This is a genomic window from Ensifer sp. NPDC090286 (assembly GCF_044769565.1).
Taxonomy (GTDB): Bacteria; Pseudomonadota; Alphaproteobacteria; order Rhizobiales; family Rhizobiaceae; genus Ensifer.
In genome coordinates this window covers 78,860-98,576 of sequence record NZ_JBIVYF010000009.1, presented here as the reverse complement: position 1 = coordinate 98,576, position 19,717 = coordinate 78,860, and the positions used below count along the sequence as shown (strand labels likewise).

14 protein-coding genes and 2 pseudogenes are annotated in these 19,717 nt (G+C 58.9%); 10 read left to right on the top strand and 6 right to left on the bottom strand.

The genetic code is table 11. From position 1 onward, the window contains the following. Positions 1 to 171 precede the first annotated feature (171 nt). The 3 genes from ACIQUG_RS32195 to ACIQUG_RS32185 all read left to right on the top strand — a co-directional run bounded on the left by ACIQUG_RS32195 (position 172) and on the right by ACIQUG_RS32185 (position 4,384). Positions 172 to 2,181 (top strand): AAA family ATPase, encoded by a 2,010-nt coding sequence (locus ACIQUG_RS32195; RefSeq protein ID WP_402326347.1) that lies wholly within the window; start codon positions 172 to 174, stop codon positions 2,179 to 2,181. Then, positions 2,178 to 3,038, top strand: coding sequence for a hypothetical protein (locus tag ACIQUG_RS32190; protein WP_402326346.1), 861 nt, complete (start codon positions 2,178 to 2,180; stop codon positions 3,036 to 3,038). Before ACIQUG_RS32195 ends, ACIQUG_RS32190 begins: the two co-directional genes overlap by 4 nt. A gap of 677 nt (positions 3,039 to 3,715) precedes the next feature. Next, positions 3,716 to 4,384 (top strand): cell division protein ZapB, encoded by a 669-nt coding sequence (locus ACIQUG_RS32185; RefSeq protein ID WP_402326344.1) that lies wholly within the window; start codon positions 3,716 to 3,718, stop codon positions 4,382 to 4,384. On the opposite strand, the gene ACIQUG_RS32180 is transcribed toward ACIQUG_RS32185, so the two are convergent. Next, positions 4,327 to 6,267, bottom strand: coding sequence for a transposase family protein (locus ACIQUG_RS32180; protein WP_402326342.1), 1,941 nt, complete (start codon positions 6,265 to 6,267; stop codon positions 4,327 to 4,329). The two genes, ACIQUG_RS32185 and ACIQUG_RS32180, sit on opposite strands and share 58 nt — an antisense overlap. 100 nt (positions 6,268 to 6,367) lie before the next feature. Between ACIQUG_RS32180 and ACIQUG_RS32175 the strand changes: the two genes are divergently transcribed. The 4 genes from ACIQUG_RS32175 to ACIQUG_RS32160 all read left to right on the top strand — a co-directional run bounded on the left by ACIQUG_RS32175 (position 6,368) and on the right by ACIQUG_RS32160 (position 10,365). Then, complete coding sequence (locus tag ACIQUG_RS32175) at positions 6,368 to 7,456, top strand: transposase (protein WP_402326340.1); 1,089 nt, start codon at positions 6,368 to 6,370, stop codon at positions 7,454 to 7,456. Between the two features lie 1,061 nt (positions 7,457 to 8,517). Continuing rightward, positions 8,518 to 8,769, top strand: coding sequence for a FitA-like ribbon-helix-helix domain-containing protein (locus ACIQUG_RS32170; RefSeq protein WP_402326338.1), 252 nt, complete (start codon positions 8,518 to 8,520; stop codon positions 8,767 to 8,769). Further along, positions 8,766 to 9,188, top strand: a complete 423-nt coding sequence (locus ACIQUG_RS32165) for a type II toxin-antitoxin system VapC family toxin (RefSeq protein WP_402326337.1) — start codon at positions 8,766 to 8,768, stop codon at positions 9,186 to 9,188. Before ACIQUG_RS32170 ends, ACIQUG_RS32165 begins: the two co-directional genes overlap by 4 nt. A gap of 19 nt (positions 9,189 to 9,207) precedes the next feature. Beyond that, a complete protein-coding gene (locus ACIQUG_RS32160) occupies positions 9,208 to 10,365 on the top strand; it encodes a site-specific integrase (RefSeq protein ID WP_402326335.1) in 1,158 nt (385 codons plus the stop codon). 33 nt (positions 10,366 to 10,398) lie between these two features. On the opposite strand, the gene serA is transcribed toward ACIQUG_RS32160, so the two are convergent. The 4 genes from serA to repA all read right to left on the bottom strand — a co-directional run bounded on the left by serA (position 10,399) and on the right by repA (position 16,617). Next, positions 10,399 to 11,637, bottom strand: a complete 1,239-nt coding sequence (gene serA, locus ACIQUG_RS32155) for a phosphoglycerate dehydrogenase (protein ID WP_043619446.1) — start codon at positions 11,635 to 11,637, stop codon at positions 10,399 to 10,401. Between the two features lie 1,310 nt (positions 11,638 to 12,947). Further along, on the bottom strand, positions 12,948 to 14,207 hold the full coding sequence (repC, locus tag ACIQUG_RS32150) for a plasmid replication protein RepC (RefSeq protein ID WP_402326333.1): 1,260 nt from the start codon (positions 14,205 to 14,207) through the stop codon (positions 12,948 to 12,950). Positions 14,208 to 14,364: 157 nt separating this feature from the next. Then, positions 14,365 to 15,345, bottom strand: a complete 981-nt coding sequence (gene repB, locus ACIQUG_RS32145; protein ID WP_192448636.1) for a plasmid partitioning protein RepB — start codon at positions 15,343 to 15,345, stop codon at positions 14,365 to 14,367. Positions 15,346 to 15,393: 48 nt separating this feature from the next. Then, complete coding sequence (repA, locus tag ACIQUG_RS32140) at positions 15,394 to 16,617, bottom strand: plasmid partitioning protein RepA (protein ID WP_402326441.1); 1,224 nt, start codon at positions 16,615 to 16,617, stop codon at positions 15,394 to 15,396. A gap of 415 nt (positions 16,618 to 17,032) precedes the next feature. Between repA and ACIQUG_RS32135 the strand changes: the two genes are divergently transcribed. From ACIQUG_RS32135 to ACIQUG_RS32125, 3 genes and pseudogenes are all read left to right on the top strand, one after another. Continuing rightward, positions 17,033 to 17,668, top strand: a complete 636-nt coding sequence (locus ACIQUG_RS32135) for an acyl-homoserine-lactone synthase (RefSeq protein WP_402326331.1) — start codon at positions 17,033 to 17,035, stop codon at positions 17,666 to 17,668. After that, positions 17,665 to 18,195, top strand: a pseudogene (locus ACIQUG_RS32130) (ATPase, T2SS/T4P/T4SS family); the annotation flags it as partial. The gene ACIQUG_RS32135 and the pseudogene ACIQUG_RS32130, both read left to right, overlap by 4 nt. Positions 18,196 to 18,197: 2 nt before the next feature. Next, positions 18,198 to 18,893, top strand: a pseudogene (locus ACIQUG_RS32125) (type IV secretory system conjugative DNA transfer family protein); the annotation flags it as partial. A 427-nt stretch (positions 18,894 to 19,320) separates the two neighbouring features. Here the strand turns inward: ACIQUG_RS32125 and ACIQUG_RS32120 are convergent. Beyond that, positions 19,321 to 19,632 (bottom strand): DUF736 domain-containing protein, encoded by a 312-nt coding sequence (locus ACIQUG_RS32120; RefSeq protein WP_402326330.1) that lies wholly within the window; start codon positions 19,630 to 19,632, stop codon positions 19,321 to 19,323. Positions 19,633 to 19,717 lie beyond the last annotated feature (85 nt).

Genomic DNA, 19,717 nt, shown 5'->3' with positions numbered 1-19,717 from the left:
CCCACAATGCTAAGTAACGTTCCCTACGCTGCGCCATGATCAAAGGTCCGCCACACAGTACAGGACGAGCGACATTCGGCCCTCTTTTGTTTCGACTTGGAACCGCGACGCATGATTCGGATTGAACGCAGTAGCGTGCCCTCGCCACTAAACCCCAGTCTGGTGGCGCGTATGAAGGAAAGCATTCACCAATTCTACAGCCAACCCCCGGAGATACGCCACAAGCAGAAGCTCAATACGGACGACCGAATTACGATCGGCCGTCAGGCGCGGGATGGCCTGATGAAGGTCTTCCGAAACAAATGCGCCTATTGCGAAAGTGATCTTCAAGCCGTGTTCTCAGGCGAGATCGACCGATTTCGGCCGTACACTGATGCCTCGGACCTGTCTGGCAAAGGCAGCCCCGATCACTACGCCTGGCTGTCAGTGGAGTGGGACAATCTCTACATTGCGTGCCCAGCTTGCGCGCGAGCTAAACGCAGTCTCTTCCCCGTCGAGGGCAAGCGCGCTGATGTGCTAACGCCGCTTGACGTTGTACGTGAGATCGAACGGCCGCTGTTGATCGATCCCTGTTTCGATGACCCCGCTATCCATCTCTCATTCGTCGAGACCGGATATGTAGAGGCGCTCACAATTCGTGGCGAGACTACGATCAAGGTCCTCAACCTCAACCGGCAAGGACTGGTGCGTGCTCGTCACGATGTCTGGAGGCTCGCCCGCGTAACTGCCGAAGTAACTGACGACCCGTTCGAAATTGCCAAAATCGTCGCCGACGGCCAACCACATGCTGCCGTCGCGCGGGCGGCGGCCGCATCAGCAAAGCGTGCTGCAGGCCCGCAGCCGATACGTCAATCGATATCGCGAGCGGTTCCACGCGAGATACGGAGTGCGGAACGGATCCTATCTGACGACGCCGAGGCCTTCCGCCTCACCGCCCGCCCATTGCGCCGGGTCGAGATCACCAACTTCCGTGCACTGCGGGACCTCAAACTAGAGTTCGGCGAGCCGGGTTCCGAACGGGCGCCTTGGTTGATGTTGCTCGGCGAGAACGCGACGGGAAAGAGCACGGTACTCCAAGCGATTGCTTTAGCTCTTGCTGGCGCAGACGAAGCGCGCCGTTTTACCCGACCTTCGAAGCTTTTGTCGGTCGGCGCATTCGAAGGCTCGGTGATTATCTGGTTCTGGGATCAGGACGCACCGGTTGAGTTCCGTTTCCGGCGGTCGGACGGCACATTCGACGGCACGCGAGGCCCTTCGGCGATTGTGCTGGCATATGGGGCGCTCCGCTATGCCGAGCGTCGGCCACGCGGCCCCGATCTCGGTCTGCGCTTTTCGCGCATCGGCCCGATCCTTCAGCCTATCGCCCGTGTTGCCTATCCCGGGCGGTGGTTGCTCGACCTTGATGACGCGCGGTTCGACACGGCCGCCCGCGCGATGCAGTCTATTCTACCGATCGACACAGAATCGATCATGTTCCGGTCGGGCAATCGCATTTTCTTCGATATTGGAGGGCACCGCGCATCATTGGGCGAGCTTTCTGCCGGCTATCAGACGGTTGTCGGTATGTGTGCCGACATCATGCGACATTTATTCGAGCGGTGGGACACGCTATCGAGCGCTTCGGGTATCGTCTTGATCGACGAGATCGATGCGCATTTGCACCCCCGCTGGGCGATGCGGATTGTCGGTGCGCTGCGCGAGGCATTCCCGCAGGTCCAGTTCGTCGCCAGTACTCATGATCCGCTCGCACTACGTGGCCTTCGCAACGGCGAGGTCGCGCTGTTGCGCCGCGACGGGACCGGTGCGGTCGTCGCGGATCAGAAGCTTCCGCCGCTCGAGGGCATGCAGGTGGATCAACTCCTGACATCGCGGGTGTTCGGACTAGAGAGTACCATTGACCCGGAGACCGAAGCACTTCTCAACGAATACTATCATCTCCGATCTCTTCCGCCCGAGCCAACTCGCCTCGCCCGCATCGACGAGATCCGCGGTCGGGTCTCTGATCGCGAAGCGCTCGGTCGCAGCGAGAGCGAACGGTTAATGATCGAAGTGACGAGCGAGTTCCTGCGCGCAACCGAGGAGGAGATCGCAGCTGCACCAGCGCTACGCGTCAGCACATTGCGGCAACTGCGCGAGATCGCCGATCGTGGCGCCTCGCGTCGGCGAAGGCGTCAGCCGTGAGAATGCTTTACCGAGGGCATCACCCGGCTTCGCTGCTGGCGGCAGGTATCGCGGAATTTGAAGCCGCCCGGCTTCATTTCGACGGGACCGGGCGACGAAGCGGTTTCGTCTACAAGGCCTACGGTGAGGCCGATGTGAAGTCCGCCTTGACGGCGATGTCTAATGGCAAGTGTGCCTATTGCGAGGCCGACTACGACGCGACGCAGCCGAGCGATGTCGAGCACTTCCGACCCAAGGGAGCAATCGACACCGATGTTGGAAGAATCAAGCCCGGATATTGGTGGCTCGCCGCGACTTGGGAGAACCTACTGCCGTCCTGCATCCGGTGCAATCGGAAGGAAAAGCAGCTTCTGTTCGACGGGACCGAGTTGTCGTGTGGCAAGGCCAACAGCTTCCCGCTGGCCGACGAAACTCGGCGAGCCGCCGCGGTTGGACAGGAGGCGCACGAGGATCCGCTGTTAATTGACCCCTGTCGAGAGGACCCGGCTGTCCATTTGCGTTTCGTGGACGACAAGGGCCACTGCGTCGCCGTCCCCGTTGACCCAGATCCCCTGTCGGGGAGCGGCCGTAGGGCGCGCACGTCGATCGACGTTTTCGGGTTGAACCGTGCAGGTCTGGTGCGAGATCGGTCGCGCTACATGCGCTGGGCCAAGATTTCACTCGCGCGGCTAGAGAGGCTCGCGCGCCGGCTGGACGTGCTACCCGCAGACGCCGACGGCGACCGCGAAGAGATCGCCGAGATGATCGATCAAGAACTAGATTATCTCGACGGATTGACCTGCGGCGAAGATCGCTACACCGGAATGCTGCGCGCACTTGTGGATCCAAAGCTCGCCGAGCTCAATATGGCTCTGTGAGTTGCACGCGCAGGCATGACGGTTGAATTGGTGGACTTCTAGTCAACAGCCCGCTTCTCGTTTCGTCGGCGCTGCACGCGAATTCCGAGGCACTCCAGCCATCCGAAGCCCGCGGTGGACGACAGTTTTCGATCGGGACTTGGCCTTGATCCAGCATCCACGGCTGTATGGCGTATGGCGTATGAGGCGAGCTCCTAGAAGTATTCAGGATGCGCTCCTCCCCTCTGCGCACGCGAATACCTGAGCTCACAGTCGGGCACGAGTGTGGGTTTTACTTTACAGTTTCAAACCGAAATGCAGTTTGCCGCCATCGATAGTCGACAATCCTTTCGTTCCAGAACTCTCCGTGCCAGCGCGGCCCATACCATTGCGTCGGCCGCCGCTTCCGGCGAAATCTCCCCTGTGCACCCAGGCTTTGAAGGGCCCCTCCCCCGCCCGAGCTGAAACTGCAAGGTAAAAATCGAGTGGCCGAAATTTCAGCTTAGAGCTTCAAGTGAAGTCGCTAAGTAAAAGCCACAGCCCAATTTGCCCCACGTACTCACTCAATGTAACCGGGGCACATTTGGTGGCGTCCCTTTCGCGGACGCTCTGTAACACCTGTGCATAAGCGGGCGATATGAGCCGTCGGCGATGGGTCAAGGATTCCGCCTTGGGCGCAAATCAGATTCGCTTCGGTCATGCCGAAGAAGCGCCTCCCCTCCCCCGAGCACGCCGACACGCTGTCGCTGAACGCGTTGCGCTCGCTTGTGACCGGCTTGGTCAGTGAGGTCACGAAACTTCGCGCCGAGAACGCGGAGCTTCGCGAAGAGAATGCAGCGCTGCACCAGGAAGACACCCGCCTCAAGGTGGAGAACCAGCTCTTGCGAGACGAGATCGCCAGACTGAAGAACCTGTCGCCGCGGCCGCCCTTTCGCCCATCGGGCATGGAGAAAGCGACGGAGTTCAAACAGGATGATGCGCCGGCAGCCAAGAAGAAACCGCGCGGCCCGAAGCTCGACACCAAACGGGTGAGCCGCGAAGAAGTCCTACGGCTTTGTGTTCCACCAGCAGGCTCCCGTTTCAAGGGCTACAAGAGCTGCCATGTGCGTGACCTGGTCATCTCGGCTGAAATCGTTCATTACCGGCGCGAGTGCTGGCTGACGCCGGAGGGCAAGATGCTGCTGGCGCCGTTGCCTGCAAGAATCGTCGGCAGCTACGGCGCCAACCTGCGACGGTTTTGCCTGATGTTGCACGCGCAAGGACAAGTGACGATTGTCAGTACCGGAGCAATACTCCCCATCGTGTTGCCTCACGTAATTTTGTTACCGTTTGCCTCATCTAGAATGTTACTGCGTAGCGCAGCATGAGGGATCTGGAGCGACATGTGAGCCAAAGTGCCGGCGTCGTCGATGAGCCGCTGCACGGCCTGCATTCGCCATACTCTTACTCGCTTCTGCAGCGTACGAAGCTGTCGGAAGCTGTATTGTCCAGGGTAACGGGCTTGGAACTCGACAAGAAGTTCAAGTGCGGTCTGGTCCGGGTGATCTTCAAGCCACCCTGCCATTTCCTCCCAATGGTCTTTGAAGGTATCGGGGCGGCGACCTCTGGGGTTTTCACTGAACCGACGATACGTCTTCGAGCCGATGACAACGCCGCGCGCGCGAGCCGCCTGGCGCCAGAGACTGACCTTGCGGGCTAACGTTTTGTATTGCTTGCGAGTAAACCGACCCGGAAACTGGGTGCATAACTCTTCGAAGAGCTGCATGGCGTTGATGTTGGGGAGTTCTTCCAATCGGCGACACGCGATCGGCCAGGCCACGCGGAGCGCCTGGATGCGAGCTTGGCCAGGTTCAGCGTAGATCAAATTCGGCGTCTCCGGTCTTTTCAACTCCATTGGAGCGGTCGCGGACGGCTTCACCAGTTCGAGCGAGACGGTCGGGCTCGCAACAGGGGCTTGTGTTGAGACCTTTTGTAGACTTCGCAAGTAGCGCGGTTTGGCTTCAACGGAAAAGGTTGGACGAATCTCGCCCGCGTGCCAGGCGCTCGATAGGCTTGCCACGAACGCGGCCAGGTTCGGCGGCTCGGATGTGGCCGGTGGCGGTATTTCGCCGTCGGCCAACGCTGCCAGGTAAGCCTGCACGGCACGCATTTCCTCCAGAAGCTTCAGCGGATCGAGCTCGGCGGCGATTTCGCTCAGTTTGGTCCTGACGGCCACCGGCGTGCTTTCGGCTTGCAGCAGACGCTCGCAGGGAGTCTGTGGCGGATGATAGCGTTTGGCCACCTTTGCACCATCGCGGTGCTTTGCGGCCAGCTTAAACGAAGGCTGGAAGAAGTTCACAAAAAGTCTGGACGCCCCGTAAAGGCGCGTGATCGCTCTGGCGGCCGCCAATCCTTCGAAGCGCCGATAGCCCAAGAGCTTCCGCACAACGGCGCCATTTTTCTGCTCTATCCAGGCTTGGTCGTTCTTGCGGTAAGGCCGTGCTCGAGTGAGTTCGATGCCGTGAGCAAGACAATATTCGATCAGCCTGTTGTTGACAAATTCACTGCCGTTATCGACGTCCAGAGCTCTCAGTGCAAAGGGCAACCCTACGCGAATACGCTCGAGTGTCTCGACCACGAGGCTGCCTTCTCGGACCACGATGGGCGCCGCCTCCGTCCAGCCGCTCGCGATATCAGTCAGAACGAGACTATGAACGTAGCTCCCGCGATTAACGCCCCCGCAATGAGCGACCAGATCCATTTCCATGCTTCCGGGATGCGGTTCGTTCCAATCAGCAAACGTGCGCATTTTGATACGCCGCCGTGGCTCTGGCACAATCCTTGGCTTTTTCGTTTTGGTGGTGCGCCTCGGCATGCGCAGCAGGCGATCGATCGTAGCGGCGCTCATCGACAGGATCTTGTGGCGGATCTCTTCCTCAAGCAGCAAATGGCCATTGCGTTCCAACGCCGGCAATAGAATGGGCAGCAATGCCTTGAGGCGCTTGCCGCAAACTCGATCGGAAGCCTCCCACAGGATAATCAACGCACTGCGCACCGCCTCGTCGTAGAGCGCAGTGCGTTGCCGCGTCTGTCGGCTCTGTGGCGCCGGTTGGCTATTCAAGACACGGATTGCGGATTTCTCGTGATACCCCGTCGCAGCGATAAACTCGTCCAGGATCCTGCGCTTGTCCTTATGCGCGGCAGTGGAATAGCGACCCCGGATCGCATTGGCGAGTTCCATACGCATCGCGCGCGTCATCTTCGTCGTCATGTTACCTCCCTAGCGATGAGGGCATCACGGCGCCATGTGCCGTCACGGTAACATTCTAGGTGAGGCAACGAACTCGCTCAGTAACAATCTTCCTGAGGCAATGCGACAGACGATGGAGCGGCTGACGACGCTGCTCAACGATGTCGGCGTCGACGTCTCCAAGCGCCAGGTCGTGCGGCTGGTGACCCAAGGCCTAGACAGCTTCGTCGCCGAGGATGCGGCGGTGCTGCATGCCGGGTTGCTTTCGACCCCCTATATCACCGTCGACGATACCGGCGCCCGGCATGCGCGCGCCAATTTCCACACGACCCAGATCGGCGGGGCGCAGTTCACCAATTTCCGCACCACGCCCTCCAAGTCTCGGCTGAACTTCCTGTCGCTGCTGAGAGGCAACTATCAGGACTACGCGCTCAACGACGCGGCATTCGACTATCTCGATCGCCGTCGCGTCGATCCGGTGCTGGTCGCCAAGATCCGCAGTTACGAACCCAAACGCTTTTGCAACCAGGTGCCATTTCTCGAACATCTGGCGAGCAAAGGCGTCGACATCTTCGACCGGCAGACCGTCCGTGTGCTGGCGGAAGCCGGCATCTGGGGATCGATCCGCCATCATGGTCTGATCGGCGATACGGTCATCGTTTCCGACGACGCCGGCCAGTTTCGGGTCGGCAACCATGCACTCTGTTGGGTGCATGCGGAGCGGCTGCTGCAAAAACTGATGCCGGCCACACCGCGGCAGGTGCGTGTAGTCGAGACGGTGCGCAATCTCATCTGGCAATTCTACCGGGCGCTAAAGAGCGTCAAACGGAAGCCAGCGCCTGGGCTCGTTGCCGCATTCCACAATCGCTTCGCCCGCATCTTCTCGCGCAACACTGGCTATGAAGAGCTCGACAAGCTTTTGGCGCGCCTGTTTCGCCGCAAGGACGAATTGCTCAAGGTGCTGGAACGACCGGGAACGCCGCTCCATACGAACGCGTCGGAGAACGACCTGCGAAGCTTCGTCACCAAGCGCAAGATCTCCGGTGGCACGATGAGCCGGGAGGGCCGCATGGCGCGCGACACCATGCTGGGCCTGATGAAAACCTGCCGCAAGCTCGGTCTGTCGTTCTGGCACTATCTCGGCGACCGCCTGCAACTCGACGGACCACCTATCCCGCCACTAGCGGTCCTGGTCGCAGCAAAGGCTTAAACGCCCCTTCCACCGACAGACCCGCCGACCCAAACACAGCTAACTGGACTGCATTACGCTCGATCTTGAACGGGCGCCACAGACTTGCGGCGTTAAGTAGCGAAGACCAGAGTGCCTCCAAGGGCCTCCCGGCCCGGCTCCGTTTTCACCGGAACCAAGTAGTCGGGATGCCATTTCAGGTCTGGTGATTCACTGATGATTTAACCTCGAATGATAGGGTGCGACGCGAAGTCTTGCTGAGGATCGCCACTTTGTTTCTCGAACAAATTTCGGACACGCTCCTATACATAGTAAGCCGACCCAAACTCGCATTAACTCTTGTCGTTTTGCCGGTATGGATACCGGTGACAACATATCGCCTGACCGTTGCGACGATCACGGGTCACCTGTCACTTCGGCCTCTGCGTTCGAACATCGATTACTCGATGAAGCAACAACCGAAACGGTTTATCTATTATTACTTCGTGCTTCTATTCACCAACCTGCTGGCGATGTTGGGGCTCTGGGCGACAGTGGACATCGTTATTAATCAACCCATTTAGAGAGCGTCGGAAGCGGCCATTGGCGGCCTCTTCTACCTATTATTGCGGACTTATGGGCACCAATCGCGGGCCTTCGTCTCGTCGCCCGAAGAACATACGCCGCCGGGCGACTCAAATCGCTTGTGGTAGCGTGCTGTCTAACCAGTTCGTGCTCATCAAATTAGCGCCGCCACCAAGTCTGCCCCGATTACTCACTCAATGTTGAATCTTTGATGCTTCAGATGTTATTAACCATATGAATTAACGCCTCAAAATCCATATACGGAAATGAAATAGAACCATACTTCCGTCATCCGGACCCTCGTTTCCGTGGCGCTTTCACTATCGATAGGGATCAAGTATCGATAGTGATACATCTGGAGTCGGAAATCGCGTATTTCTGCATTGCATTCCTGTTCTCAGGGCCGGGCGACGCAGAGCGTTTAACGCTCTTGACGCGGCTTGAGGCCAGCCGCGGGCCAATTGAAAACTTGTCATCATTGCACTATATGCAATCAATGATGACTGGAGGTGATTTCCGTGGCCAGTATGACCATTCGCAATATCGACGATCGACTGAAACAGAGGCTGCGGGTCCGCGCAGCAACGCACGGCCGGTCCATGGAGGACGAGGCGCGTGACATTCTGAAAATGGTGTTATCGCAACAGGAGACATCGGCGGGAAGCCTCGCTGGCGCTATCCGGGCGCGCATTCAGCCGCTTGGCGGCGTTGAACTGGAAATTCCTGCGCGCGAACCGATCCGCGACGCTCCGGATTTCTCAGCGTTATGATCGTTCTCGATACGAACATCATATCTGAGCTGCTACTGCCGGTCCCCGAGCCCGCGGTTGTCGATTGGCTTGCGGAACAGCCTCCCGCCGCCGTCTTCACAACCACTATCACAGAAGCCGAAATTTTGTACGGTCTACGCCTGCTTCCCGATGGTCGCCGCCGGCGCGACCTTGAAGCGGCGATCTTGCCGATCTTTGCGCAAGACCTCGCCGGTCGCGTGTTGCCATTCGATCGGGAGGCCGCAGACATTTATGGGATGATTGCAACTGAGCGGCGCAAGGCAGGCAGGCCGATCAGTCAGTTCGACGCCCAGATCGCTTCCATTGCCCTTTCCCGTGGCGCTGCACTGGCAACGCGGAATGTTCCGGATTTCGAGGATGTCGGTTTGATCATCATAAATCCTTGGCAGAACAGATAGCGTGGCCGGACGCCGCAAATTGATCGACGTTACTGCTGGCTCGGTGCTGCGTCGCGCCGAAGAGTTGGATGCCCTGGACGCCATCCTGCCCTTCGATCGTCGCGATCAGCTTGCAGCCCTTCTCACCGACGACGACGTCGCCACACTCAAACATCTTGCCAGCGAAGGCATGGGCGACAACACGCTTCGCGCACTTGCCTCCGACCTCGGCTATCTCGAGACCTGGTGCCAGCTCGCCGTTGGCACTCCCCTTCCCTGGCCGGCGCCGGAGAGCCTGCTGTTGAAGTTTGTCGCTCACCATCTGTGGGATCCGGCCAAGCGAGCAGAGGATCCATCCCACGGCATGCCGCCTGAGGTGGAAACTGGCTTGCGCTCGCAGCGGCTGCTGCGCGCCGACGGGCCGCATGCTCCCGAGACCGTGCGACGCCGCCTGACGAGCTGGTCGATCCTCACCCGTTGGCGCGGCGAAAAAGGCTGCTTCGACGGACCCTCCATCAAGTCAGCGCTGCGTCTTGCCGTTCGCGCTAGTGCCCGGCCGCGGCAACGCAAGAGCAAGAAGGCTATCACCGTGGATGTGCTGGCAAAGCTGCTTACGGTTTGCGCCGGCGAGCGCCCAGCGGACCTGCGCGATCGGGCGTTGCTTCTTATGGCTTTTGCATCCGGCGGCCGTCGACGCTCCGAAGTGGCCGCGCTCCATGTCGAGGACCTGACGGACGAGGACCCCGTCCAGGCCGATCCGGCCGACGCCGCCTCCCCTTCCCTTCCCTGCCTTTCGATCCGCCTCGGCCGCACGAAAACAACGACAAGCGATGACGACGAACGTGTGATCCTGATCGGACGGCCGGTATCGGCGCTGAAGCGCTGGCTCGCCGAGGCTCAGATCAAGGAAGGGCCGGTGTTCCGGCGTATAGACCAGTGGGGAAATGTCGATCGGCGGACTTTGACGCCGCAATCGGTCAATCTAATCCTGAAGAGCCGCTGCAGACAGGCCGGGCTCGATCCGACGGCGTTTTCAGCGCATGGACTGCGATCAGGCTACCTGACCGAAGCGGCCAATCGCGGCATACCGCTGCCTGAAGCGATGCAGCAGTCGCTGCACAAGTCCGGCACCCAGGCGGCGAGCTACTACAACAACGCCGAACGCAAGAACGGACGAGCGGCGCGACTGATCGTCTAGGAGGAATTTTGGGTCTGACGGCCCTAACGGCGCTCAGTAGACCAATCGCGTTCGTATCGTTCCGGGAATTCCGCGCAGAGCCTGAAGAATCTCGTCGGCATTTGTGGAAATTCCATCGGCCTCGACCACGACATAGCCCGTGTCGCCAAGCGTCTGAAGGAACTCAGCGACGATGTTCAGCCCGCGCGACGAGAAGATCTCGTTGAGCTGAATAAGCATTCCAGGGCGGTTTTCATGCACGTGAATGAAACGCGTGCCGTTCGGGCGCTCGGGCAGCTGTACCTGCGGAAAGTTAACCGCGCCCATCGTTGAGCCGATGTCGGAATACTCGACCAGCTTCCTTGAAACCTCCCCGCCGATGCGCTCTTGGGCCTCCTCAGTTGAGCCGCCGATATGCGGCGTCAGGATGACATTGCTCAAGCCTTGCAACGGCGTCTCAAAACGCTCGTTGTTCGATGCCGGCTCCTTGGGGAACACGTCGACCGCGGCACCCGCCAGATGCCCGTCCTTCAGGACTTTGGCAAGCGCGTCGAGATCGACAACGGTGCCACGGGAATTGTTGATGAAGATGGCGCCTTTCTTCATGCGGCGCAATTCGGTTTCCGTGATCATATTATGCGTCGACGATGTCTCGGGAACATGCATTGTCACATAATCAGAGATCTCAAGAAGTTCGCCGAGGGAAGCCATAGACTCCGAATTGCCCCGGCGCAGCCGATCGGAAAGATCGAAGTAGCGCACCACCATGCCCATGCTTTCGGCAAGCGCGCTGAGCTGCGATCCGATATTTCCGTAGCCGACAATGCCCAGCGTTTTGCCGCGGACCTCGCGGCTGCCGACTGCGGTTTTCTCCCACCCACCTTGATGCGCGGAAGCCGAGCGCGGAAAAATCTGCCGTGTCAGCATGATAATCTCGCCGATCACAAGTTCGGCCACCGATCGCGTATTTGAATAGGGTGCGTTGAACACCGGAATGCCGCGCCGACGAGCTGCATCCAGATCAACTTGGTTCGTACCGACGGAAAAACAGCCAACGGCGATCAATTTTCTGGCGGATTCGAAAATCTCGTCTGTCAGCTGCGTGCGGGAACGAATGCCAATGATATGCGCGTCGGCGATGTGGCGCTTAAGATCCTTGTCGTCGAGCGCCTTCGGCAAATGAATGAGATTGGTGTAGCCCGACGACGAAAAGTAGTCCACGGCGGTCTGGCTGATACCTTCCAGTAGAAGCACGGAAATTCGGTCGCGTGGGAGAGAAAGTTGGCGGCTCATAAATGTTGCTCCGATTTCCGGAAGATCGATGTGGCTTGGGTGGCCATGAAGATTTAAGCGGCCGGGCAGGCTAATATCAACACACTGATAGCGCGAACAAATCTCAAGATACCGCGTTTTCCATGCTTTTAAGCCAAAGGTTGGCGAGAAAGGATGGCCTAGGCTTTCCGGCCCTCCCAACCGACCGGAAAACCCGACCGACGAATGGTTGATCCGGCGGATAACGGCTCTCCTCCGCTGCGTGGGCCGTACTGCTTATCATGCGGTCCCCTCTTTCTGCCGTCCTAGAACGGCATTGTCAGGTCTTCGCCGATCTCCATTGCTCCTGCTCTGAGACAGTCCCTAAGACCCGCTCATCTTCGGTGAGCATTCCCGCTCCAATACGCCCGTGTGAGGCGACCATGTTCACCGCTGGTCGATTGGATGTGCAAGCCGAAACGCTCACTTGGTGTCTTCTCCGATGACGGCCGGCAAGATCGAGCATTCCAATGGCCCAAAGCGCCAACATGATTAGTTGAGCGGGTAGGGGAGTATCACGTTGGGTCCTTGGCGCCGACTGGACCATTACCAAGCCCGGACATTACACCTGTGCTGCACAGGCTCGCCGCGCCCAATCGTGGACGGTCTCCGATGGCCCCGCTCAAAGTCAATCGAACGGTGGTGACGTTGAACGGGGCATTTGAAGGTAAGTTGCCAGTTAGCACTGCGGAATCGTCTGGGCGCCAACGTCACGCTTCGGCGGAACTATGGAGCATGCGCTCAAGGGCGCGGCTCTGCGGCGGAGAGTGGTACCTATGCAATCGATCCACAGGGCGATGGATCTAGACTGCTGATCAAACCACTAAGGTCAGCATCAACGGCGTGTCGTAATGTTGCCGGCCGGCAATATTTGTATTTTTTATCGTATTTTCAAACACTTAAAATGTCAGCGCGGCGACAACAACGTTCTTACGCGTTCGGTGCGAAAGCGCTTTGCAGGGTGGTGCGAGGGGTTAAGCGGAGCGCGCTCAGCCGCCCGTTGGCCTCCAGCCGGAAGGAGTTGCCGGCCGGCAAGATCGGCAGAAATCCCAGTCCTTTCAATGCTTTGCTTGCGCTACAGAGCGAACGATACCTTGAAACACCCAGTACTGGGGCGTTGAACTTCGGTTACGAGCCAAGCCCGACGATAGACAGCTTTACGGTTTGGTACCTAAACGTGTCTCTGTCCCAGACCCATAGCCGCTGAATGTTGGTGATGCTGGGCTGCATTACATCGTCTTTCTCGTTGGCCGATTTCCCCGATCGCGCAGCCTTCCCGCTGTAGCAACAACTCACTCTGCGCCGCACCGGCCAGCATGCGTCGGGGCGGTACCAACGTCACGATCCCTCCAGCTCCCACCTGTATTCGATCGCAAAAGCGCCATCAGCACCGGTCCCAGCGAAAACTCGCCGCGGCCCGCTCTCGCCGTCAAATCGCGCAGATATCCGCCGGCCGAGTTGATATGTCCGGCTCGCTCAAGAATGCAGGCCATGACGACGCCGGCATTTTCCGGGCCCATCGTCTCGCAGGCGTCCTCGTAGGCGGACGAACTGACGGCCAGCGTCATTCTGACCGCCACGGCCGCCTGCATCAGGTCACGCCAGCTCCCTATCGCGCCGCCCGGCCCGTAGTCGGCGATCGCCGGGCACGCCTGGAGTACCATTCCCAAAGGGAACATTCTCATCGGCTCAGCCCGCGGTCCGGCCCTCTTGCTCGATCCCGCTCCCAGCGCCTTTCCCGAGCTAGGTTCAGGTTCAAAAATGGATTCGGGATTCGAATTCTGTTTGTGCCGCTCAGTTTGATCAGGATTGGCGCTCAGATTTTGAGGTTTCATACGCATTTCCAGCAGGTTGGAGACCTCTTCCCTCAGCATCTCCAACCCTTCAAGGATAGGTGCTATCGAAGTCACCGTCGCAACGCGCGGAATAGAGACCACCAGGCTGCGATACTGCTCGTGGATTGCCTCCCAATCGCCGCGAACGCTCTGGTCTAGCGCTACCTCGATCAACTTGCCGATATCACGCCGGCATATCGTCAGGCGTTCGCGAAAACGGCGCAATTGCGACCTTTCCATCTCGATCTCTGCGGCCATGCGCTCGATCTCACGCGCCCGCGACAACAACGGAGCAAGAGAGAACCCGTAGGCTTCATCGACCGCGCCAGACCCGTTCCTTCGGGCGTAGCGCTTGCCGTTCGGGCTATCGCGCCGCGAGAGCAACCCGGCGTCGACAAGGGCTGCGATATGGCGCCGCAACGTTGCCTCCGCCATGCCGTGCGCACGCAACGAAAGCTGCATGTTCGACGGAAACACGATGAGGCCGTTTTCCTCAGAGAGGGTCGTTTCCGGGTAGAAGCTCAAAAGCGCATTCATGACCGAAAGCGCACGCTCGCTGATGCCGAGCCTTGGTTTGGCCCCGCAAAGCGCACGAAACAGTTTCCACTTGTCAGCCGATGTCTCGGGCGCGATTTCACGCGACATATATTGGCTTGCCAACATGCCGAGCGTCACCGACCGCCGCCCGAAGGGCGTCGTTACATTTCCACCTTGCATCTTCTTTCACCTATATTCAGGCAAAAGACGTCCGCTCACCCGTTCCGGTGCCAAAGACTCTTGACTGCGATTCGTGGAAATGCGATTCTCAGGCTGCTAAACGATGAGAGAGGCTTCCACGATGGTTACCGTCTGGGGGCCTTTTTCTTTTGCGCGTTTAGTCTTGCTTCCCATCATTCACTGCTAGGAATTCGGCATAGAGCCGATCCAGGTTTGCAGCGAGATATTGCCCGAACCGGCCGGCATTCTTCGACTTCATCGATAGATCGAATGCCTTGCCGGAGTTCGAATATTGAGCAGAGACCGCCTTGTCGCTCGTCTGCCAGCTTTCCTTGGATTTCGGCAGCCCCTTGCGAACCGGTTGACCCGTCGTATTCAGAGCCTTGAAGAGGGCATTGAACCGATCGTCGCTTTCAAGCGATGCGAAACTAGGGTCGGCGACGATTTCGTTCACCTTGTCCGCATTCGATGCCTTGCCGACCAGCAAGGACAGTTCGAGCCAGCGATCTCTCCCCGTCGCGGGTGCCGTACCGATTTGCTCGATGACGGAAAGTGGCACGCGCTCAGTAACGTTCATCATCTTGGAGATCGCGGTCTTGTCGGCAGCAAGGGCCGACGCGATCACACCGCGGTCGTATCCCAAAGTTTCCAGCCGTGAGGCAAAGCTCGCCCGTTCGATGAAGGAAAGGTTTGCTCGGGCCGAGTTCTCTTGCCCCTGGGCGATGACGTGCGCCCGGTCATCAATCGCTTTGACGACTGCCCGAACCTTGCGGCCAAGTTCACGTGCAACGCGCGCACGACGATGGCCAAAGACGATCTGATAGCGGCCGGATACGGACGGGTGAGGGCGCACGAGGATCGGTGTGTCCTGGCCGCGTTCGGCGATTGCCGCTTTCAATTCTTCGAACTGCTCCCGATCATCCGTCAGGCGATCGGCGACGAAGGAACCGTCGATCGTCGAGGGATCGAGGTCGACGACCGCTTCGCCCTCGAGAAACTTGTCGGCCTGCTTGGAGAGTTCGTCAAGGGAACGCACCATGCTCTTCGACGCGCCGCGCATCGGATAGGCCGGAGCGACATCCGCCTGCGGGGTCTCCGCTTCGTCCACCAGTCCCGCCAGTAGGTTTTTTCTCGCCATCTGCCTGCTCCATTTCCCCTAAATCGACTGCGCGCCACGACTTTTTTGTCAGCCGGCGACTTTCCGTCCCCAGGACGCATGCACGAGTTCAGCGATTTCGGCATTGACCGCATTCAAGGAATCGATCGCGCGTTCGTAGGTCGAACGCGTCATCTGGCTCTTGTCGACCTCATAAAGTGTCTGCTTGGTGATCCCTGCATCCGAGATCGCTGTCGATTTCAGCATCTGGTTCTTCAAGACGAACTGGTGAAACAGCGTCTGCATGAAGCCGACCATCTGAGCCTGTGGGCCGTCAGTCGGCTCATAGCGCGTGACAACGTAGCGATACCACTCGAGATTGACTGCGGCGCCGGCCTCCCTAATCGGCCTCAGAATGCCGCCGAGCATCAGCAGGAACTGGCCCATCGACATGACATCGAGCATCTGCGGGTGGATCGTGACGAGTACGCTGGTTGCAGCAGTAAGTGCCGTGATCGTTAGATAGCCGAGTTGCGGCGGGCAATCGATGATAACCACGTCATAGCGACCTTCGACCTCTACAAGCGCGCGCGAGATGCGCGTGAAAAAGGTCTTGCCGTCGTTCGAACTCTTGTTCGTCATGGCAAGCGGCGTGTCGTACTCAAACTCCTGCAGTTCGAGGTTTGCCGGCACGATATCGAGGCCCGGAAAGTTGGTCGGCAGGATAATGTCCGAGATCGGACGACGCTCATCATCATAGCGGATCGCATCGTAAAGCGAGGGCGTCAGGTCGAGTTCGGGCTGGAAGCCATGAAGCGAGGACAGCGAAGCCTGCGGATCGAGGTCGATGGCTAGAACCCGATGCCCCGTCAGCGCCATGTATTGGGCCAGGTGTGCCGCCGTCGTGGTCTTGCCGGAGCCGCCCTTGAAATTGACGACCGCAATGACTTGGAGCTTCTCACCAGTGCGTCGATGAGGCACGTAGTTGCGTGCCTCCGAACGACCGTGCTGATCAAGGTACTGCCGCAGTTCCTGCATCTGTTCGCCACTGTAGGAGCGCCTGCCTGAAGCTGACGTCTGCGGGACGGGGCCTTTGCCGTCGAGATGCAGCTTCTTCAATGTGCTCTGCGAGACGCCAAGGAAATCAGCAACCTCAGACAGGGAAAACTGGCGCAGCAGTTTCTTTGCATTCGGAGGGAACTGCTGCATGCTCAGAAGGTGCAGCTTCTTCGAAATCAAATCCCCCTGTTCGAGGATCATGTCCTCGAAGTGCATGGGTCGCGCGGGTCCCAAAGATGGCGAATTAGCGTTCATTGCAGTGCAGCTTTCAAATAACGGTTTTTCAATCAGAAACCCGATCAAACCGATATTAGGTGCCATTCACGGCCGCTGACAAGGAATATAGAGTTAACAAAAGGTTAACGCACGGCCTTGAATGGCAGTGCCAAAGGCACATTTTATCATTATCTTTCAATGCCTTGACTGCGATCTGTTTGCATCCAAAACACTCGCACTTTTGCACTGGAGGACATCGACCTTCAGGCACGCTGAACGACCCCAAGCCGGGTTTCGGCCGTGTTTCAGCCGGCAACTCACTGCGGACGACCCGAATCGCGCCAGGCGTGCATCCCTAAAATCGCTGTGGCGAATTTTCACCAGCAGTTTTGCGTCTAGAAACATTGCCCCCATCATCGCACTCATCCATCCCGAAACGCGGGAAGGATAGTCGATGAAAATCATTGCTCTGCGGACCGAAGGCCTGCCGGATACTCGGCGTCTCCTCGATCAAATGTTCACCTTGCGCGCCAAGATCTTCGCTGAGCGCCTCGGCTGGGACGTCAACACCCACGACGATCGCGAGCGCGACAGGTTCGATGATCTGAACCCTACCTATGTGCTTGCGGTGACCAGGCATAGTGAGGTGGTTGGATCAGTTCGACTGCTGCCGGCGACAGGGCCGACAATGTTGTCCTCGATCTTTCCTGAGCTCCTGTTCGATGCGCAATACGCGCCGCATGCGCGCATGGTCGAGAGCTCACGTTTCTGCGTCGACACGACCGTCGAAGGCAACAAAGACAGGGGCCTTCATCAGGTCACCCGGCTGATGTTCGCCGGCATTCTCGAGTGGTGCCTTTCAACCGGGCACACCGAGTTGGTGACGGTCACAGACGTCGCTGTCGAACGCATTCTGGCGCGAGCGGGCTGGCCGCTGCGCCGCCTTGGTCTGCCACAGACCATCGGCCAAACCGCTGCGCTTGCGGGTCAACTCGCCGTGAATTTCGAGGCGTTCGCCCGCGTCAAACCACCTGAATATTCATCGGACTTCCGGACGTATTCCGGCTGCACGCCCGCGGCTCCCTTATGACCGCCCCGCGCTCGCTCCCCCGCCTGGTCCGCAAGCTCGAGGAGGCACTCGGACCGGATATCCGCTCGGCACTCGCGGATCCGTCCATCATTGAGATCATGCTCAACGCAGACGGCAGCCTTTTCGTCGAACGGCTTGGCCAAGCAATCTCGCGGATCGGTCAGATGGAAACGACAGCGGCCGAGATCGCAATCGGCAGCGTCGCTCATTCGACTGGCACAACCGTTGACGATCAGCGCCCCATCATCTCCGCCGAATTGCCGATCGGTGGGCATCGTTTCGAGGGCCTGCTGCCTCCGATCGTGCAAGCCCCTGTTTTTTGCATTCGCAAACGCGCGTCGCGACTAATCCCGCTCGACGATTATGTCTCGGCTGGCGCAATGGCGGCGGAGCAGGCGCGGCTGCTGCGGTACGCGGTCGCTAACCGGTTCAACATCCTCGTCTCGGGAGGAACGGGCTCCGGCAAAACGACGCTTGCAAACGCCCTCATCGCTGAAGTCGCAACCGTCGCCCCAAACGACCGCCTTAAACGCACTGGCTCTCCTATGAAAACTATGCCGGGCTGGTCTGCGGCTCGAGTTTTTCGACCGAGCAGTTGTTGAGCGGATCCCTGGATATTTTCATCAATATCGATCTCAAGACGTTGGAGACGCATTCCGGCCTTGCGCGCGTCGTCATCGGGTCCTTCTTGAACGCGATCTACAATCGCAATCGCTCAGGCAACGACCTGGCTCTTTTTCTCCTCGACGAGGTTGCCCGCCTTGGCTACCTCCGCATTCTTGAGACGGCACGCGACACCGGCCGCAAATATGGGATATCGCTCACGCTGATCTTTCAGTCGATCGGCCAGATGCGCGAGACATTCGGCGGCCGCGACGCGACGAGCAAATGGTTCGAAAGTGCGAGCTGGATCTCGTTTGCCGCCATCAATGATCCGGAAACGGCCGAGTACGTTTCAAGACGCTGCGGCGCGACAACCGTCGAAGTCGATCAGGTCAGCCGTAGTTTCCAATCGCGGGGATCGTCACGAACGCTCTCAAAGCAGCTCGCGGCGCGGCCGCTCATTCAACCGGACGAGGTGCTGCGCATGCGCGCTGACGAGCAGATCGTGTTTACGGCGGGAAACGCGCCTCTCAGATGCGGTCGCGCCATATGGTTCAGGCGAAAGGACATGCGAAGCTGCGTCGAAGAGAACAGGTTTCATGCTCCGTCGGAGCCCAACTGAACTTATCCAGCGACCCATCACAAACACCAATCGATCAGGTCGCATCGATTCGGACTCTCGTTGGACGAGATTCTGAGTATCGGCGATTCTCGAGTTATGCTCACTCAGCGGTACCACCTTTACTCGGAACGGAAGGATCCTGCGAAGAACATGGCCCGATACAACGCCATGGACATTTCACTGGATCTGTACGGCCAAGCGTGCGTCACGAGACGTTGAGATCGTATCAGCTCGTCGGGACATCGCACATTTCACCACTTCGCGCCCAAGAGGCGATACGGTGACCCTTTTTCTCTACATCGGCACAAGCGAGCACGTGGCTCTCGACCGGTAGCCCGTGAGCCAGCCGCAACAAATCCATCAATTACAGCAATGCCGTATTTGCTGGAGAGAATAAGGCCCCGTCCGGAGACGGGGCCAGTTGCGTTTAGTCCCGGATGGAGCGCGACCAGATCAGCTGGTAGCCATCTTCACCTTCGACTTCCGCAAGCGTCGCGTAGATTGGAGCGGGGAAGCTTGGATCGTCGAGCTTGACCGAGAGGTAGTCGCGACCGGTCTGCTCGGAGGTCTTCTGCCAAGCCGCTCCGAACTCGACGTTACCCGCGTAGATGCGGAAGTGCGGGCCTTTGTCGGAGGGAGATTCAATCCGGGCGATGCGGGCCTTGACGTTGAGCGCCAGCGTGCGGATCGAGCCGGTAAAGCCGTTTTCGGTGGAGGAGAAAGAGCCAATGGTTGCCATGTCGAATTTCCGTTCTGTTGTTTCGGGCCGCGCCCATCGCGGCCTCGATGGCTGTCGAAAGGACCGGGGACGATCGGACCGCACC

Excerpts from the sequence above, each read along its gene's own strand:
- ACIQUG_RS32195 (WP_402326347.1), top strand. The coding sequence starts at position 172 with ATGAAGGAAAGCATTCACCAATTCTACAGCCAACCCCCGGAGATACGC.
- ACIQUG_RS32185 (WP_402326344.1), top strand. The coding sequence starts at position 3,716 with ATGCCGAAGAAGCGCCTCCCCTCCCCCGAGCACGCCGACACGCTGTCG.
- ACIQUG_RS32180 (WP_402326342.1), bottom strand. The coding sequence starts at position 6,267 with ATGACGACGAAGATGACGCGCGCGATGCGTATGGAACTCGCCAATGCG.
- ACIQUG_RS32175 (WP_402326340.1), top strand. The coding sequence starts at position 6,368 with ATGCGACAGACGATGGAGCGGCTGACGACGCTGCTCAACGATGTCGGC.
- ACIQUG_RS32165 (WP_402326337.1), top strand. The coding sequence starts at position 8,766 with ATGATCGTTCTCGATACGAACATCATATCTGAGCTGCTACTGCCGGTC.
- serA (WP_043619446.1), bottom strand. The coding sequence starts at position 11,637 with ATGAGCCGCCAACTTTCTCTCCCACGCGACCGAATTTCCGTGCTTCTA.
- repC (WP_402326333.1), bottom strand. The coding sequence starts at position 14,207 with ATGCAAGGTGGAAATGTAACGACGCCCTTCGGGCGGCGGTCGGTGACG.
- repB (WP_192448636.1), bottom strand. The coding sequence starts at position 15,345 with ATGGCGAGAAAAAACCTACTGGCGGGACTGGTGGACGAAGCGGAGACC.
- repA (WP_402326441.1), bottom strand. The coding sequence starts at position 16,617 with ATGAACGCTAATTCGCCATCTTTGGGACCCGCGCGACCCATGCACTTC.
- ACIQUG_RS32135 (WP_402326331.1), top strand. The coding sequence starts at position 17,033 with ATGAAAATCATTGCTCTGCGGACCGAAGGCCTGCCGGATACTCGGCGT.
- ACIQUG_RS32120 (WP_402326330.1), bottom strand. The coding sequence starts at position 19,632 with ATGGCAACCATTGGCTCTTTCTCCTCCACCGAAAACGGCTTTACCGGC.